Annotated in this window: 13 protein-coding genes; 6 read left to right on the top strand and 7 right to left on the bottom strand. The window is 63.1% G+C overall.

Going from position 1 to position 15,884, the window contains the following annotated elements; genetic code table 11:
- Both EN925_RS03680 and EN925_RS03675 read left to right on the top strand, forming a co-directional pair.
- Window positions 1-730 (top strand): electron transfer flavoprotein subunit alpha/FixB family protein (locus EN925_RS03680; RefSeq protein WP_164894124.1); only part of this gene is annotated, 730 nt, incomplete at its 5' end.
- A gap of 207 nt (window positions 731-937) precedes the next feature.
- Complete coding sequence (locus EN925_RS03675) at window positions 938-1,816, top strand: 3-hydroxybutyryl-CoA dehydrogenase (RefSeq protein WP_013529423.1); 879 nt, start codon at window positions 938-940, stop codon at window positions 1,814-1,816.
- 56 nt (window positions 1,817-1,872) lie between these two features.
- On the opposite strand, the gene EN925_RS03670 is transcribed toward EN925_RS03675, so the two are convergent.
- The 3 genes from EN925_RS03670 to EN925_RS03660 all read right to left on the bottom strand — a co-directional run bounded on the left by EN925_RS03670 (window position 1,873) and on the right by EN925_RS03660 (window position 5,259).
- Window positions 1,873-3,933 (bottom strand): PAS domain S-box protein, encoded by a 2,061-nt coding sequence (locus tag EN925_RS03670; protein WP_127369112.1) that lies wholly within the window; start codon window positions 3,931-3,933, stop codon window positions 1,873-1,875.
- 134 nt (window positions 3,934-4,067) lie between these two features.
- Complete coding sequence (locus tag EN925_RS03665; RefSeq protein WP_127385512.1) at window positions 4,068-4,706, bottom strand: NrsF family protein; 639 nt, start codon at window positions 4,704-4,706, stop codon at window positions 4,068-4,070.
- Between the two features lies 1 nt (window position 4,707).
- A complete protein-coding gene (locus EN925_RS03660) occupies window positions 4,708-5,259 on the bottom strand; it encodes a sigma-70 family RNA polymerase sigma factor (protein WP_013529420.1) in 552 nt (183 codons plus the stop codon).
- A 261-nt stretch (window positions 5,260-5,520) separates the two neighbouring features.
- On the opposite strand from EN925_RS03660, the gene EN925_RS03655 reads away from it, so the two are divergent.
- The 3 genes from EN925_RS03655 (at window position 5,521) to EN925_RS03645 (ending at window position 9,362) form a co-directional block, all read left to right on the top strand.
- Window positions 5,521-6,528: an iron ABC transporter substrate-binding protein gene (locus tag EN925_RS03655; protein WP_013529419.1), complete on the top strand. Its 1,008-nt coding sequence runs from the start codon at window positions 5,521-5,523 to the stop codon at window positions 6,526-6,528.
- A gap of 174 nt (window positions 6,529-6,702) precedes the next feature.
- Window positions 6,703-8,283 (top strand): iron ABC transporter permease, encoded by a 1,581-nt coding sequence (locus tag EN925_RS03650; RefSeq protein WP_164753882.1) that lies wholly within the window; start codon window positions 6,703-6,705, stop codon window positions 8,281-8,283.
- A complete protein-coding gene (locus tag EN925_RS03645) occupies window positions 8,280-9,362 on the top strand; it encodes an ABC transporter ATP-binding protein (RefSeq protein ID WP_013529417.1) in 1,083 nt (360 codons plus the stop codon). Before EN925_RS03650 ends, EN925_RS03645 begins: the two co-directional genes overlap by 4 nt.
- Window positions 9,363-9,398: 36 nt before the next feature.
- Here EN925_RS03645 and EN925_RS03640 read toward each other — a convergent pair whose 3' ends face one another.
- The 4 genes from EN925_RS03640 to ugpB form a co-directional block, all read right to left on the bottom strand.
- Window positions 9,399-10,460: a sn-glycerol-3-phosphate import ATP-binding protein UgpC gene (locus tag EN925_RS03640; protein ID WP_013529416.1), complete on the bottom strand. Its 1,062-nt coding sequence runs from the start codon at window positions 10,458-10,460 to the stop codon at window positions 9,399-9,401.
- Window positions 10,461-10,468: 8 nt separating this feature from the next.
- On the bottom strand, window positions 10,469-11,317 hold the full coding sequence (ugpE, locus tag EN925_RS03635) for a sn-glycerol-3-phosphate ABC transporter permease UgpE (protein WP_013529415.1): 849 nt from the start codon (window positions 11,315-11,317) through the stop codon (window positions 10,469-10,471).
- 9 nt (window positions 11,318-11,326) lie between these two features.
- Window positions 11,327-12,247 carry a sn-glycerol-3-phosphate ABC transporter permease UgpA gene (gene ugpA, locus EN925_RS03630; protein WP_050580468.1) on the bottom strand — a complete coding sequence of 307 codons (921 nt, stop codon included), beginning with the start codon at window positions 12,245-12,247 and terminating at the stop codon, window positions 11,327-11,329.
- A 158-nt stretch (window positions 12,248-12,405) separates the two neighbouring features.
- Complete coding sequence (gene ugpB / locus EN925_RS03625) at window positions 12,406-13,716, bottom strand: sn-glycerol-3-phosphate ABC transporter substrate-binding protein UgpB (protein WP_127368709.1); 1,311 nt, start codon at window positions 13,714-13,716, stop codon at window positions 12,406-12,408.
- 361 nt (window positions 13,717-14,077) lie between these two features.
- Here ugpB and EN925_RS03620 point away from each other — a divergent pair.
- Window positions 14,078-15,884 (top strand): diguanylate cyclase (locus EN925_RS03620; RefSeq protein WP_164894123.1); only part of this gene is annotated, 1,807 nt, incomplete at its 3' end.

Here is a 15,884-nt window from a genome sequence, read left to right as displayed (position 1 = left end):
GCGCCTGGCCGAACCGACGGCAGCGCTCATTGTGTCGCTGGCGGGCGCCTACGACACCATCATCGCGCCGGCGACCTCGTCGGGCAAGAATGTCGCGCCGCGCGTGGCTGCGCTCCTCGATGTCGCGCAGGTGTCCGAGATCATCGAAGTCGTATCGCCCGACACCTTCAAGCGGCCGATCTATGCCGGCAACGCCATCCAGACGGTGCAGTCGAGCGACGCCAAGAAGGTGATCACCGTGCGCACCGCCTCCTTCCAGGCAGCCCCCGAGGGCGGCTCGGCAGCCGTCGAGACCGTCAAGGCCGCGGCCAATCCGGGCCTCTCCACCTTCATCGAGAACAAGCTTTCCGAGACCGACCGTCCGGAGCTGACCTCGGCCAAGATCATCATCTCGGGCGGCCGCGCGCTGGGCTCCTCGGAGAAATTCCAGGAGGTCATCCTGCCGGTTGCCGACAAGCTCGGCGCCGCGGTCGGCGCTTCCCGCGCCGCCGTCGATGCCGGCTATGCGCCGAACGACTGGCAGGTCGGCCAGACCGGCAAGGTGGTTGCCCCCGATCTCTACATCGCGGTCGGCATCTCCGGCGCCATCCAGCACCTTGCCGGCATGAAGGATTCCAAGGTCATCGTCGCCATCAACAAGGACGAGGAGGCGCCGATTTTCCAGGTTGCCGACTACGGCCTTGTCGGCGACCTGTTCGTCATCCTGCCGGAACTGCAAAAGGCGCTTTGACGCTTTCTGCCAAAGCGTATTAAATGGTGAGGGTGGGGTAGACGAAGTCGCCCCGCCCTTTTAGTTTGCACCGCACAAAAAGCAGGCCGCAAAGGCTGAAAGCAATCCAGCAAAGTGCGCAGCGGTTTTGCGTCCGGGATTGCGGTAAAATAAAAGGTGGAGCGCTTTCGCAGTTCAAGCGGAAGGGTTCAGGACGGGATCGGTGTAATGAGCAAGATCGAGACGATCGGCATCATCGGCGCGGGCCAGATGGGTGGCGGCATCGCCCATGTCTCCGCGCTTTCAGGCTACAAGGTATTGATCTACGATATCTCGCCCGACCGCATCGAGAAGGGCATCGCCACGATCAGCGGCAACATGGCCCGCCAGGTGGGGTCCGGCAAGCTCGACGAGAAGGTGCGCAACGACGCGATGGGCCGCATTTCGGCCGCCCCCGCGATGGCAGATCTTGCGGGTGCTGACCTGGTGATCGAGGCGGCGACCGAGGACGAGACGGTCAAGCGCAAGATCTACGCCCAGCTTTGTCCGCAGCTCAATCCCGAAGCCATCCTGGCGACCAACACCTCGTCGATCTCGATCACGCGGCTTGCCGCGCAGACCGACCGGCCCGAGCGGTTCATCGGCATACATTTTATGAACCCGGTGCCGCTGATGAAGCTGGTCGAACTGGTGCGCGGCATCGCCACCGAGGACCAGACCTTCGAGGCAGCCAAGACCTATGTGAAGCAGCTCGACAAGACGATCACGGTCTCGGAGGATTTTCCTGCCTTCATCGTCAACCGCATCCTGCTGCCGATGATCAACGAGGCGATCTACACGCTCTATGAGGGTGTCGGCTCGGTCGACGCCATCGACACGGCCATGCGGCTCGGCGCCAACCATCCGATGGGGCCGCTGCAGCTGGCTGACTTCATCGGGCTCGATACCTGCCTGTCGATCATGCAGGTGCTGCATGACGGCCTGTCGGACTCCAAGTACCGCCCTTGCCCGCTACTGGTGAAATATGTCGAGGCCGGCTGGCTCGGCCGCAAGACCGGGCGCGGCTTCTACGACTATCGCGGCGAGCATCCCGTCCCGACGCGCTGAGCGGATCGTCGGCGCAAATCAGGGACAAGCCTTTCGGTTCAACGGCGACGGGTCTATCAGGAGGCCACCGCCAGTGGCTCTGTCCGGCCATCCACGATCTGTGCGTCGGGCGCCACGGAGACACAGCCACGGCCCGCCGCCTTGGCGGCATAGCAAGCCGCATCGGCCCTGGCGATGATCTCGTCGACCTCGCCACAATTGGCATTGATCGCAGCCAACCCGATGCTGGCGCCGATCACGTGAGGACGGCCGTCCCAGGTGAAGTCTAGCCCGCCGATCGCATCGATGATGGAGCGCGCCGCGATCTTGGCGCCGGCTGCCGAACCCGATTTCAAAATGACCGCGAATTCGTCGCCGCCGAGGCGAGCGACGATGTCGTCTGGACCAAGCACGCCGCGAATAGCCACGGCAACCCGCTTCAGCAGCGCGTCTCCCGCCGCGTGGCCACCCGTGTCGTTGACCAGTTTGAAGTGGTCGAGGTCGATGAACATGAACTGATGTCCGGCGCCTCCGACCGACCTTGTCGTGTCGCCGACCGACCTTGTCGTGTCGCCGACCGACCTTGTCGTGTCGGCGGTGCCGTCCTTGCGCGCCTGGCCGACGAGGTCCTCCATGGCGCGGATGAAGCTGGAGCGGTTGGCAAGGCCGGTCAGCGCATCGTGTGCCGCGGCGTGGGCGAGCTGGCGCTGCAGCGCGCGCGCATCGGTAAAGTCCTGGAAGACGATGACGAGCCCGCAGAATTCGTGGCGGTCGTTGACGATCGGCGACACCACCTGGCGGATGCTGCAGCGCGTGTCGTCGCGCCGGATGAGGACGGCGCGGCTGTTCTGGTCGGCGGGCGCATGAACGCCAACCGCGGGCCGGGTCACGCCGATCCTGTGCCCCGTCTCCTCGTCGACCGCCCAGTAGACATGGCCAAGCATCTTGCCGAGAGCCTCGCCGCCGGCAATCCCGGTCAGCTTTTCGGCGACCGGGTTCATGAAGGTGATCCGGTTTGCGGCATCGGTGCAGATCACGGCATCGCCGATCGATTGCAGCGTCACCCTCAGCCGCTCCTTTTCATCGGCAAGCATTGCCGCCGACACGGTGAGGCGCTCTTCGGCCTCCTTGCGGCGGGTGATGTCGGTCAAGCTGCCGATGGCCCTGATCAGCCGTCCATCCTCATCACGTTCGATGGCCTTGCCGCGGTCGAGGATCCACACCCAGTGGCCATCCTTGTGGCGCATCCTGAACTCGGCCTCAAAGAACGGTGTCTTGCCCTCGAGATGAGCGCGATCCGCTTCGGCGACAGTCTCGCGATCATCAGGATGGATCATCGTCAGCCAGCGGTCGGTGTCGCCATCGAGCTCGCCATCCGCATAGCCCAGCATCTTGACCCAGGTCGAGGAATAGGTCGTGCCGCCCTTGCGCATGTCGAGGTCCCAGACGCCCTGGCCGGCGCCGGCGAGCGCGAAATTCCAACGCGTTTCCGCTTCGGCAATGCGCGCCTCGGCCTGCTTGCGAGCGTCGATGTTCTCGATTTGCGAGACGAGATAGAGCGGGCGGCCGCTGGTCTCATCGCGAATGACCGAACCGGCAAGATGGGCCCAGACGGGCGTTCCGTCCTTGCGGAGATAGCGCTTCTCGAAATGGAAGGAATTGACCGTGCCCGCCTTCAGATCGTCCATCGTCTCCCGCCCGATCTGCTGGTCGTCGGGATGCGTGATCTGGAAGAAAGTCTGCGTCTCGATCTCTTCGCTTGTGTAGCCAAGCATGGCCGCGAAGGCCGGATTGGTCTGGCGGATGCGCCCATCGAGACCGACAACGACGATACCGATCGCTGAATCCTCCATGGCGCGGCGGAAGCGCAGCTCGCTCTCGGCGATCTGTTGGCGATCCATGCTGATCCTGCGGGTGGACAGGGCAGCGAGGAACAGCGCGCCCGCCGCCACTGCCATCGCGATCTGCAGGCAGAGTTTCAAGGCTTCGGTGCCCAGGTCCAGGTGCGACAGCAGGATCGAGGCCGCCAGCACGCCCAGGCCGGCGACGAGCAACGCCAGCCCTGCACGCCCAAGAGATTCTCGGCTGGTCAATCCTCGCCACATCACGATACGTGCCACCCCCGTGCGCAAACGCATGTTCTCGCCTCAACCTTGGCGGATCGATTTTAAGGAAAGGTTGCGTCAGGCATTCCGGTGCCATCGCTAACCGGCAAACAATTGCCGGCATGATTAAGGATCGGTATGCGCGAGCGGGCGAGCGTGGCGCAACGCTACCAGCGCACGAAAAACCGTCCGCCGAGCGCGCCAAGCAATGCGAGCGCTGCAATGGCTATCGTGTACCAGGTGGCGACGAAAAGCGGCGAATCGTCGAAGCAGTGGGCGGCATAGAAGGTTGCCGCCAGCCCGCCGGCGAGCAGGCCTGCCACCGCACCGGCAAGCACCGGCCGTGTCGGCGCCCCGTAGCGCAGCATCCACAGGAAGATGGCAAGCGGACCGAGGCCGATCAGCGGGATGAAAGCCATGCAGATCATCATGTTGGAGCCGACCATTTTGGTTCCCCACAGCGCCTCCGGCACCATGAAAAGCTCCAGAACCACCGCCACGGCTACCAGCACTGGCGCCGCAGCCATCCCAGCCATTGCCCGGCCCGTCGACGCACCCGGCGTCGACAAGGCACGGATCAGGGCGAAGGCGCCGACGGCAAGCACGATGGTGAAAACAAATTTGGAAAGGAAGCGCATCGTGTGCGCGGCCGCCATGAAATCCGGGCGTGGGCCGATGGTCAGCAGGAAAACGACGGCCGCGATCACCGCTGCCGCACCGGCGGCCAGCCACCAGGCCGATTGCAGCGGCATCGCCTTGCTGGTTGCATCGGCGTCCAGCGCCTTGATGAGATCGTCCGTTCTCATGTCATTCCCGCCCGAACCGCCCCTGCCCGAATCGCTTGGCTATCGCGGCAAGTCCGCGATGCAGCGACACCCGCACCGCCGTCTCACTGATGCCGAACTTTGCCGCCGTCTCGCCGATGGACCGCCCTTCCACCGACACGGCCGAGACCACGGAGCGCTGAGCCGGCGACAGACCGTCCAATGCACGGTTGATGTCGCGCTCGCTGACGGTCTCGGTTTCCGGCTCGGCGAACGTCTCGGCGATATCGTCGACGTCGATCTCGATGCGCCGTCCGCGCCGCCTGAACGCATCGATCAGCTTGAAGCGGGCAATCGCATAGACCCACGGCAACACCGGCGCATCCTGACGCCAGGTATGCCGTTTCACATGAATGGCCAGCAAGGTTTCCTGCACGACATCCTCGGGATCGACCCCGCCCTGCACGATCTTGCGCCTGGCAAAACCGCGAACCAGCGCGGCAATCCGGTGCAGAAAGTCGGCGTAAGCCCTTTCATCTCCCGCGATCGCGGCCCGCATCAGCCGGGAAAGTTCGGCCTCGTCCTTGCCGCTCACAAGAGTTCACTCCCCGATTTTCGCGTCTCGGCGCTGATTTGTTACGTGGCCGGCGAAATAATGTCCAAGCCAAACTGTCGGCAAATCACGAAAGTTTGCGGCACCGCCGAACCGTGAGCATCACGCGGAATTGTCCGTTCGGCACTCACCTTTGCACGTCAGCGACCGATTGAAGCACACCAACAATGTTGACTATAGCTGTCATGTATCGATAGGTGCAGCCGTGACAGACCTAGGACCCCCGAAATCGAGGACAATGCCATGAAATACGCTCTTTCCACCCTCGCCGGCGCCGCTGCGCTGGCAATCAGCCTCATCGCCGGTCCGGCAAAGGCGGAAGAGGATGGCATCATTGTCTACAACGCCCAGCACGAAAGCCTGACCAAGGCGTGGGCCGAAGGCTTCACCAAGGAAACAGGCATCAAGGTCACCGTGCGCAATGGCGGCGACAGCGATTTCTCCAACCAGATCGTCGCCGAGGGCGCTGCTTCGCCCGCAGACGTCTTCCTGACCGAAAACTCACCGGCCATGGCGCTGGTCGAAAGCGCCGGCCTGTTCGCGCCGGTCGACGCGGACACGCTGGCGCAGGTTCCCCAGGACTATCAGCCGGCCAGCGGCAAATGGGTCGGCGTTGCCGCGCGCAGCACGGTCTTTGCCTATAACAAGACCAAGCTGACTGCCGACCAGTTGCCCAAGTCGATGCTGGACCTCGCCGATCCGAGCTGGAAAGGCCGTTGGGCCGCCTCCCCCTCGGGCGCCGATTTCCAGGCCATCGTCAGCGCCCTGCTCCAGCTCAAAGGTGAAGCCGCTACCGCCGACTGGCTGAAGGCGATGAAAACCAATTTCACGGCCTACAAGGGCAACAGCACGGTGATGAAGGCGGTTAATGCCGGCGAGATCGAAGGCGGCGTGATCTACCACTATTACTATTTCGGCGATCAGGCCAAGACCGGCGAAAACAGCAAGAATGTCGCGCTGCACTATTTCAAGAACCAGGATCCGGGCGCCTTCGTCTCGATCTCCGGCGGCGGTGTGCTGGCTTCGAGCAAGCATCCGAAGGAAGCCCAGGCGTTCCTGAAATGGCTGACAGGCAAAGGCGGTCAGGACGTGCTGAAAACCGGCGATTCCTTCGAGTACGCGGTCGGCAAGGGTGCGGACTCCAACCCGAAGCTGGTGCCGCTCGCCGATCTGCAGGCGCCGAAGGTCGATGCCACGACGCTGAACTCCAAGAAGGTCACCGATCTGATGACGGCAGCCGGCTTGCTTTAGTTGCCATTCGTCCTAAAAGGACACCCGACCACGCTCCCGCGGGAATTCGCCTTCCGCGGGAGTGATTTTGTTTTTCGAGATGGCATTCGTCGATGACGACACGCTGTGTTCCCGACCGCGATCGCGGTCTTTCAATTGCTGCCGCTGGACGGCAACGGCACGGCGTCTGACCTGATGCAGTCCGCGGTCGATCTCGCGCATTCGGGCCTGCCTTCGGGCACAGGCCGAAGGGCTCGGCGACGCGCACCGCTTTGGCTGGTCCTCGCCGCCATCTTCGTTGCGCTGCTGGCGCTGGTGCCGCTTGCCTTCATCATCTGGATCGCGGTGCAGACCGGCTGGGAAACAGTCTCGGCACTGGTCTTCCGGCCGCGTGTCGGCGAGCTTCTGGTCAACACTGTCCTGCTGGTCGCGCTCTCGGTGCCGATCACCATCGTGCTGTCGGTTTCGCTGGCCTGGTTGACCGAGCGCAGCGACCTGCCGGGCGCCCGGCTCTGGGCCTGGTTGTGCGTGGCGCCGCTCGCCATCCCGGCTTTTGTGCACAGCTATGCCTGGGTCACCATCGTGCCGGGACTGCACGGCCTGTGGGCCGGCGTGCTGGTTTCCGTGATCGCCTATTTCCCGTTCCTGTATCTGCCGGTGTCGGCGGCGTTGCGCCGTCTCGATCCCGCCCTGGAAGACGCCGCCGCCGCACTCGGCCTTGGGCCCCGGCGCGTGTTCTGGCGGGTCGTGCTGCCGCAATTGCGGCTCGCCATCTGCGGCGGCTCGCTGCTGGTCGGCCTGCATCTGCTGGCCGAGTACGGCCTCTATGTCTTCATCCGCTTCGACACCTTCACCACGGCGATCGTCGACCAGTTCCAGTCGACCTTCAATGGACCGGCCGCCAACATGCTGGCCGGCGTGCTGGTCAGCTGCTGCTTCGTGCTGCTCGGCCTCGAAGTGCTGGTGCGCGGCGAGGAGCGCTATGCCCGTGTCGGCTCCGGCGCGGCGCGCCATCAGCAACGCACAAGCCTCGGACGCGCCACCCTGCCTAGCCTGCTCTTGCTAGTCGTCATCACGCTTTTGGCGCTCGGCGTGCCGTTCGTCACCATTGGCGGCTGGCTTGCCGCCGGCGGCTCCGCTGTCTGGCGCTTGGACGAGATCGGCCTGGCGCTTGGCCAGACGCTGTTCCTGGCGCTCGCCGGCGCGTTGCTCGCCACCGTCGCCGCCATGCCGATGGCCTGGATCTCGATCCGCGCGCCGGGGCCATTGCAGCGTCTTCTGGAGGGCTGCAACTACATCGTCGGCTCGCTGCCCGGGGTCGTCATCGCACTGGCGCTGGTCACTATCACCGTACGCATCGCGCTGCCGCTCTACCAGACCTTGTTCACCATCCTGGTTGCCTATGCGCTGATGTTCCTGCCGCGCGCGCTGGTCAGCCTGCGGGCATCGATCGCGCAGGCGCCGGTCGAGCTCGAACGCGCCGCTTCCAGCCTCGGCCGGCCGCCGCTGCAGGCGCTGTGGTCGACGACGATCCGCCTGTCGGCGCCGGGTGCCGCGGCCGGCATGGCCCTGGTGGCGCTCGGCATCATGAACGAACTGACCGCCACCCAGATGCTGGCACCGAACGGCACCCGCACGCTGGCGATGGCTTTCTGGTCCTACAGTGGCGAGATTGATTATGCCTCGGCGGCACCCTACGCCTTCATCATGGTGGCGATGTCGCTGCCCTTGACCTGGCTGCTCTATGTCCAGTCGAAACGGATGGCCGGACGATGAGCTTTCTCGAAATCAGCGGCCTGCACAAGCAATACGGTCCCGTGGCGGCCCTTGCCGGCGTCGACCTCAGCGTCGCCAGCGGCAGCCGCACGGCGATCGTCGGTCCTTCCGGTTGCGGCAAGACGACCCTGCTGCGGCTGATTGCCGGCTTCGAGGCTCCGGACCAGGGCCACATCACGCTCGACGGTGCCATATTGGCCAACGGCGGCGCTGCGGTGCCGGCATATCGCCGAGGCATCGGTGTGGTGGCGCAGGATGGTGCCCTGTTTCCGCATCTGACCATTGGCGACAATATCGGTTTCGGCATGGGCCGCGGCGAGGACAAGCGCGCTGAGCGCATCGTCGAGCTCGCCTATATCGTCGGGCTCGACAAGGCGATCCTCAAACGCCGCCCGCACGAGCTTTCCGGCGGCCAGCAGCAGCGTGTGGCGCTGGCCCGGGCCATGGCGATGAAGCCCAGGCTGATGCTTCTCGACGAGCCGTTCTCGGCGCTCGATACCGGCCTGCGCGCCTCGATGCGCAAGGCGGTGGCCGAACTTCTGGAGGCCGCCGGCATCACCACCATCCTGGTGACGCACGACCAGGCCGAAGCGCTGTCCTTCGCCAGCCAGGTCGCGGTGATGCGCGACGGCAAGTTCTCGCAAATCGGCACGCCGCGCGAGCTCTATCTCAAGCCGAAGGACAGGATGATCGCCGAATTCCTCGGCGACGCCATCATCCTGCCGGCCAAGATATCAAATGGCTTCGCCAACTCGCCGCTCGGCCGCATCGCGGTCGACACCCATGACAGCCGCGATATCGCCCGCATCATGCTTCGCCCGGAGCAGATCGCGCTGAAGAGAACGTCGCGCGAGGGTATGTCCGGCACCTCGGACATGCTGTTCGGCGAGGTGACGGAATCCGAATTCGCCGGCTCGATGTGCACGGTCGCGGTGCGGCTCTTGAACAATGCCGATCCGCCCGATGCGGCAGCGATCGGCAACACGCCGCTGGTCCTGCGCAAACCGGGCATGGACGCGCCGGCGGTCGGCGAGATCGTCCGGCTGACTGTATCGGGAAAGGCGCATGTCTTCGCCTGAACGCCGCGTGGGTGGAGCGTAGGCCTATCTTTCTGATTAGCCGACGCGCTTTCCGGCCTGATCGAACCAGTGCAGCTTTTCTGCCTTGGCAACCACGCGCAATTGGTTGCCAACCGTGGCGGTGGCGCGACCCGCGACCCGCACGACGATCCTGCTGCCACCTGCAGCACAGTGAAGGAAACTTTCGGCGCCTACCGGTTCGACTGCCTCGACCAGCGCCGGCAGAATGAGCGCGCCGGACGGTGCCTCGGCCCCGAAGGTGACGTCGGCATCCTCGGGGCGGAAGCCGAGCGTGACGGCGTTCGCAGGCGCAAATTCAATCGTCTTGCCATCAGCCAGCGCCGGACCAGCCGGGCCTTGCGAAAGGGGCAGGAGATTCATCGGCGGCGCGCCAATGAAGGAAGCGACGAAGGTCGAGGCCGGCCTTTCGTAGACGTCGAGCGGCGCCCCCATTTGCTCGACCAGTCCGGCATTCATGACGACGAGGATGTCGGCCAACGTCATCGCCTCGAGCTGGTCATGTGTGACATAGACCGACGTGACGCCAAGCGAGCGCTGCAGGTTCTTTATCTCGACGCGCATCTGGCCACGCAATTTGGCATCGAGATTGGAGAGCGGTTCGTCGAAAAGGAAAACCCTCGGATTGCGCACAATGGCACGACCCATGGCGACACGCTGGCGCTGGCCGCCGGAAAGCTCGCGCGGGCGGCGGTCGAGCAGCGCCGAAAGTTCCAGTATTTTCGCCGTCGCGCGGACCCGGCTGTCGATCTCATCTTTCGGCGTGCCGCGGTTGCGCAGCCCATAGGCCATGTTGTCGTAGACTTTCATATGCGGATAGAGCGCGTAGTTCTGGAACACCATGGCGATGTCACGCTCGGTCGGACCGGTTGAGTTTACGATCTTGCCGTCGATCGCAACTGTTCCCGAGGAGATGGTTTCAAGCCCGGCGATCATTCTGAGCAGCGTGGACTTACCGCAACCCGACGGGCCGACCAGCACGCAAAGCTCCTTGTCGGGAACTGCGATTGAAACGCCCTTCACGGCCTCGAAACCGCTGGGGTAGACCTTCTTCACATCCTTCAGATCGACGGTCGCCATTCAGCTTCTCACTTTTCGGAATCGACCAGGCCGCGAACGAACCAGCGTTGCATCAGCACCACGACCAGGATCGGCGGCACGATGGCCAGCATCGCTGTAACCATGACCAGGTGCCATTGCGTATCGGCATCGGCGAAGGAGACCATCTTTCTGAGCGCGATGACGATCGTGTTCATGTTGCTGCTGTTGGTGACGAGCAACGGCCACAGATACTGTGTCCAGCCATAAATGAAGAGGATGACGAACAGCGCCGCGATATTTGTCCGCGACAGCGGCAACAGGATATCGAAGAAGAAGCGCCACGGCCCCGCACCGTCGACCCGCGCCGCCTCAACCAATTCGCCAGGAATTGTCATGAAGAACTGGCGGAACAGCAGCGTGGCGGTGGCCGAGGCGATCAGCGGGATGATCAGGCCCGCATAAGTGTCGATCATGCCGAGATCGACCATCACCTTGTAGGTTGGCAGGATGCGCACCTCGACGGGGAGCATCAGGGTGATGAAGATCAGCCAGAAGAAGGTCATGCGCAGCGGAAAGCGGAAGAACACGATCGCATAGGCAGACAGGATCGAGATGAATATCTTTCCCACCGCGATGCCGAGCGCCATGATCGTCGTGTTGAGCAGCAGCCTGCCGACGCTGACGCCGCCGATGCGGCCGACACCGCCGAACAATGCCTCGCTGTAATTGTTCCAGAACTGATCGCCGGGCAGGAGCGGCAATGGCGGCCTGAGGATCGTTTGCAGCGTCTGCGTCGAGGCAACGAACGTGTAGTAGATCGGGAAGGCGACGATCAATATGCCGAGGATCAGCATGGCGTGGGCGATGACGGTGCGGAGCGGTGACTGGCCGATCATCGCTCGCCCTCAGCCGTAATGGACTTTGCGTTCCACATAGCGGAACTGGATGGCGGTGAGCGAGATGACGATGATCATCAGGATGACCGACTGCGCCGCCGAGTCACCGAGGATCAGATTGACGAAGCCGTCATTGTAGACCTTGTAGACCAGCGTCTCAGTCGTCTTGCCCGGACCGCCCCCGGTGACGGCATGGACGATGCCGAACGTGTCGAACAGGGCATAGACGGTGTTGACGACCAGCAGGAAGAAGGTCGTCGGCGCAAGCAGCGGGAAGACGATGGTCCAGAATCGCTTGGTCTCGCCGGCGCCGTCCATGGCCGCGGCCTCGATCAAGGCTTTCGGCACCGCCTGCAGGCCGGCGACGAAGAACAGGAAATTGTAGCTGATCTGCTTCCAGGCAGCGGCGGACACCAGCAGGATCATGGCGTGGGTGCCATTGAGCAGTGGATCCCAGGCGATGCCGAAACTCCTCAGCATGTAGGCCAGCGACCCGATCGAAGGGTTGAAGAGGAACAGCCACAGCATACCGGCAATCGCCGGCGCCACCGCGTAGGGCCAGATCAAGAGCGTGCGGTAGAGACCTTTGCCGCGCACCACCTTCTCTGCCATGACCGCCAGCAGGAGCGCCACGCACATGGCGACGATAGCGGTCGCAAGGGAAAACACCACCGTGACCTTGATCGAGTTCAGGTAGGCCGGATCGGCAAGCACTTTCCTGAAATTGGCGAACCAGACGAACTTGGTCCTCAGCCCGAACGGATCCTGCCTGAGCATGGATTGGTAGAACGCCTGACCGGCCGGCCAGTAGAAAAAAACGAGCGTGATGGCCAGTTGCGGCGCCACAAGCAGGTAGGGAAGGACCTTGTTGGGGAACACGACGCGAGGGGTCACGGAGCCACTCCGAGGTGATGAGGCGGGGGGCACCATGCGGCACCCCTCTCCGCCAAGATGGCTTTGATGAGCGTTTCGGACTGGGCATCATCGACCATTGGCGAAATCGCAAGGCACGGCAAAACTCCCCTCACCGAGGGGAGATGCCCGGCGGGACAGGTAGGTGCGCCGTAGAGCAAGGACCTGCGCTCGCTCTAATTCCCCAGCGCTTCCTTGATCGCGGCATTGCCACGCGTAACCGCATTGTCGAGCGCCTGCTGCGCGGTCTGCTGGCCGGCGAGCATCTTCTCGAACTCCTCGTTCTGGATATCGCGCACCTGCGGCAGATTCGGCAGACGTACGCCCTTGGAATTGTCGGTCGGCGTCTTACCCGTCATCTGCAGGATCGGGGTCTCGCGGCCGACATTCTTGTCATAGAAACCGGACTTCTTGGTCGCTTCATAAGCCGCCAGCGTTACCGGCAGATAACCCGACTTCTGGTGCAGGTATTCTTGCACCTCGGTCTTCGACAGGTAGGCGAAGAAGGCCGCGACGCCCTTGTATTCCTCATCGGATTTGTCCGCGAAAACCCACAAGCTGGCGCCACCCGGCGTCGTGTTCTGCGGCGCACCCTTGGCGTCGCTGTCATACGGCAATTGGCCAATGCCGTAATTCATGCCGGACTTGACGATATCGCCAAGCCCGCCGGACGATTCGGTCATGATCCCGCATTCGCCCGCAAGGAAGATCTGCTTGGCTTCGGAGGTGCGGCCGCCATATTTGAAGGTGCCGTCCTTGGCGAGGTCCGCCAGCGCCTGGAAATGGTTGACGAAAATCGGCGCGTTGATCTTGAGCTCGACATCGCCGCCGGCCAGACCGTTCTGCTGGGTGGCCCATGACACGTCATTCCAGGCCGCGAAATTCTCCAGATGTATCCAGGTCAGCCAGGTCGAGGTGTAGCCGCAGGCGGCCGCGCCGCTCGCCTTGATCTTCTTGGCGTCTTCCCACACTTCATTCCAGGTCTTGGGTGGGCTATCGACGTCGAGACCAGCCTTCTTGAAGATATCCTTGTTGTAATAAAGGATCGGCGAGGAGGAGTTGTAGGGGAAGGAGAGCATGGTGCCGTCCGGCTTCGAATAATAGCCGACTATGCCTGGCAGATACTGGCTCTTGTCGAAGGTCATTCCAGCGCTGGTCAACACATCGGCTGCGGGCTTGATGGCACCTTCGGCCGCCATCATCACGCCGGTGCCGACGTCGAACACCTGGATGATGTCTGGCGCCTGGCCCGCGCGGTAGGCGGCAATGCCGGCATTCAGCGTCTCGGGATACGTGCCTTTGAACACCGGAACGAGCTCATAGTCGCTCTGGCTGGCATTGAAATCTTTGGAGATCTTGTCGACGACTTCGGCATTGGCGCCAGTCATGGCGTGCCACCAACTGATCTGCGTGACGGCAAAAGCGGAGGTTGAGGAAAGCATCATAAAGGTAGCGGCAACACCGGCCGCGAAGCCGAAGGACTTCATGTTTCATCTCCCGTTTGTCATTGGCGAAAGGGGGCACTCCCGCGAAGGCAATATGTGTCGCTCATGACAATCAGACAACGGTTTTGTTGCAGATCGACGAACTTCACCCTTTACCTGACGCAACGCTCGCCTCCGCTTGGAGGCATGGAGAGCGATACGGTTAGCCGGCTTAGCGCGACGACAAGCGCGCCAGGAAGCACCGTCGGGACTGTCAAGCTGGCTTTCGGCGTGTCAGCCCTGATTGCAGCCGCAGCAACCCGAAGAGACACGCCAAGGTTGCAGCCGACTTTATCGATCCCTCAACGGCAACGCGCTACTCGATACTGCTGCCCTGTTTATTTCCAAAGCTCAGGTGAAATAAATGCTGACGGTCTACAATTGTATCGTCAACGAACACGATCTGAGACTGGTCGCACTCGCCGCGCTGATCTGCGGAATTTCCTGCTTCTCTGCTGTCAACCTGCTTCAGCACATAAGCCGTTCCACAGATCGGAACCGGCTTGCCTGGCTGATGATCGCGGCCACTTCGACCGGCTTTGGCATCTGGGCAACGCACTTCATCGCCATGCTCGCATTCACACCGGGCATACCCAGTGCTTATGATCCGGCACTCTCCGTGCTTTCGCTCGCTGCTTCGGTCACTTTGACGGCAGCCGGCATGTGGATCGCCACCTTGCGGGATGAGTTCGACTATCATCTCGTCGGCGGCGCCGTGCTGGGCGGCGGTATCGCAGCCATGCACTACATCGGCATGGCGGCGTTCGAGGTTCAGGGCCGTATCGAGTGGAACCTGTTGCTTGTCGCCGTTTCCCTGCTGGCCGGCGTAACGCTCGCGGCGCTGGCGCTGCGTGTCGTGCAGCGCCGCCCCTCCTTGAAGGCGACATCCGGCGGCGCGGTGCTGCTGACGCTGGCGATCTGCACTCTGCATTTCATCGGTATGGGTGCCGTCTCCATCTTCCCCGATCCCTCGATCGTCATATCCGAATACACGATCGAGCCGACCTCGCAGGCTTTCGCCGCCGCCGCCGCCACACTGGTGATCCTGGTTCTGTCGGCATCGGCGCTGTGGATCGATTTGCGCTTCCGTCGCCAGAAGCTCGAGGTCGACCGCATGCACGGCCTGGCCAATGCCGCCGTGGAGGGGCTGATCGTCTGCGACGGCAACCGCATCATCAGTGCCAATGACAGCATTGCGGCACTGACGGGCATCGCAACAGCGACGCTGAACGGAATGCAGCTTGGCGATCTCTTCGGATCCGATATGTCGGGCTTCGGCGAACAGCCGCAGGAGGCCGAATTGAGCGGTCGCGATGGCACGAGCATTCCTGTCGAGCTGATCGCCAGGAGCATCGACTACTGTGGCAAACCGCACAACGTGGTCGCGGTCCGCGATATTCGCGAGCGCAAGAAGGCGGAACAGGAGATCCTGCGGCTTGCCCATTTCGATCCCTTGACCGGACTGGCCAATCGCCGCAGCTTTTCCGGCCGGCTGGAGACGGAAATCGCTGCGATGGGCCGGACCAGGAAAGGCGGCCAGCTTGCGCTTCTGCTGCTTGATCTCGACCGGTTCAAGGAGGTCAACGACCTGTATGGGCACGGCGCGGGCGACGCCATGCTGCAGAAGGTTGCGCAGTGCGCGACCGGTATCCTTCGTCCAGGGCAGATGGTGGCGCGGCTGGGCGGCGATGAGTTCGCCATCATCGCGCCGAACCTGGCCGACCCGTTGGAGGCGGGCCGTATCGCCAACGCGGTGCTGACCGCCATGCGCGAGGAAAACCGGCTCTCGGTCGGCGGCGGCCTTGTGTCGGCAAGCATCGGCATTGCGGTGTATCCGTCGGATGCCGAAAACCAGGCCAGCCTGATAAGCCACGCCGATACGGCACTCTACCGGGCCAAGACCGAAGGCAAGGACACTTACCGTTATTTCGAAGCATCGATGGGGGCCGAGGCCCGCGACAAGCGCGTCATGGAGCACGAACTGCGCCAGGCGGTCGCACGCCAGGAGTTCTATCTCGTCTACCAGCCGCAGAAAGAGATCAGCAGCGGAAAGATGGTCGGCTTCGAAGCGTTGGTCCGCTGGCGGCATCCGACGCGCGGCGACGTGTCGCCGGCCATATTCATCCCGGTGGCCGAAGACAGCGGCGCCATTGGCCAGATTGGCGAATGGG

Origin of the sequence: Mesorhizobium sp. M7A.F.Ca.US.006.04.2.1, assembly GCF_004022915.1 — a bacterium.
GTDB classification, from domain to species: Bacteria; Pseudomonadota; Alphaproteobacteria; order Rhizobiales; family Rhizobiaceae; genus Mesorhizobium; species Mesorhizobium ciceri.
The sequence above is the reverse complement of the archived record's forward strand: the minus strand, read 5'-3'. Positions and strand labels throughout refer to the sequence as shown.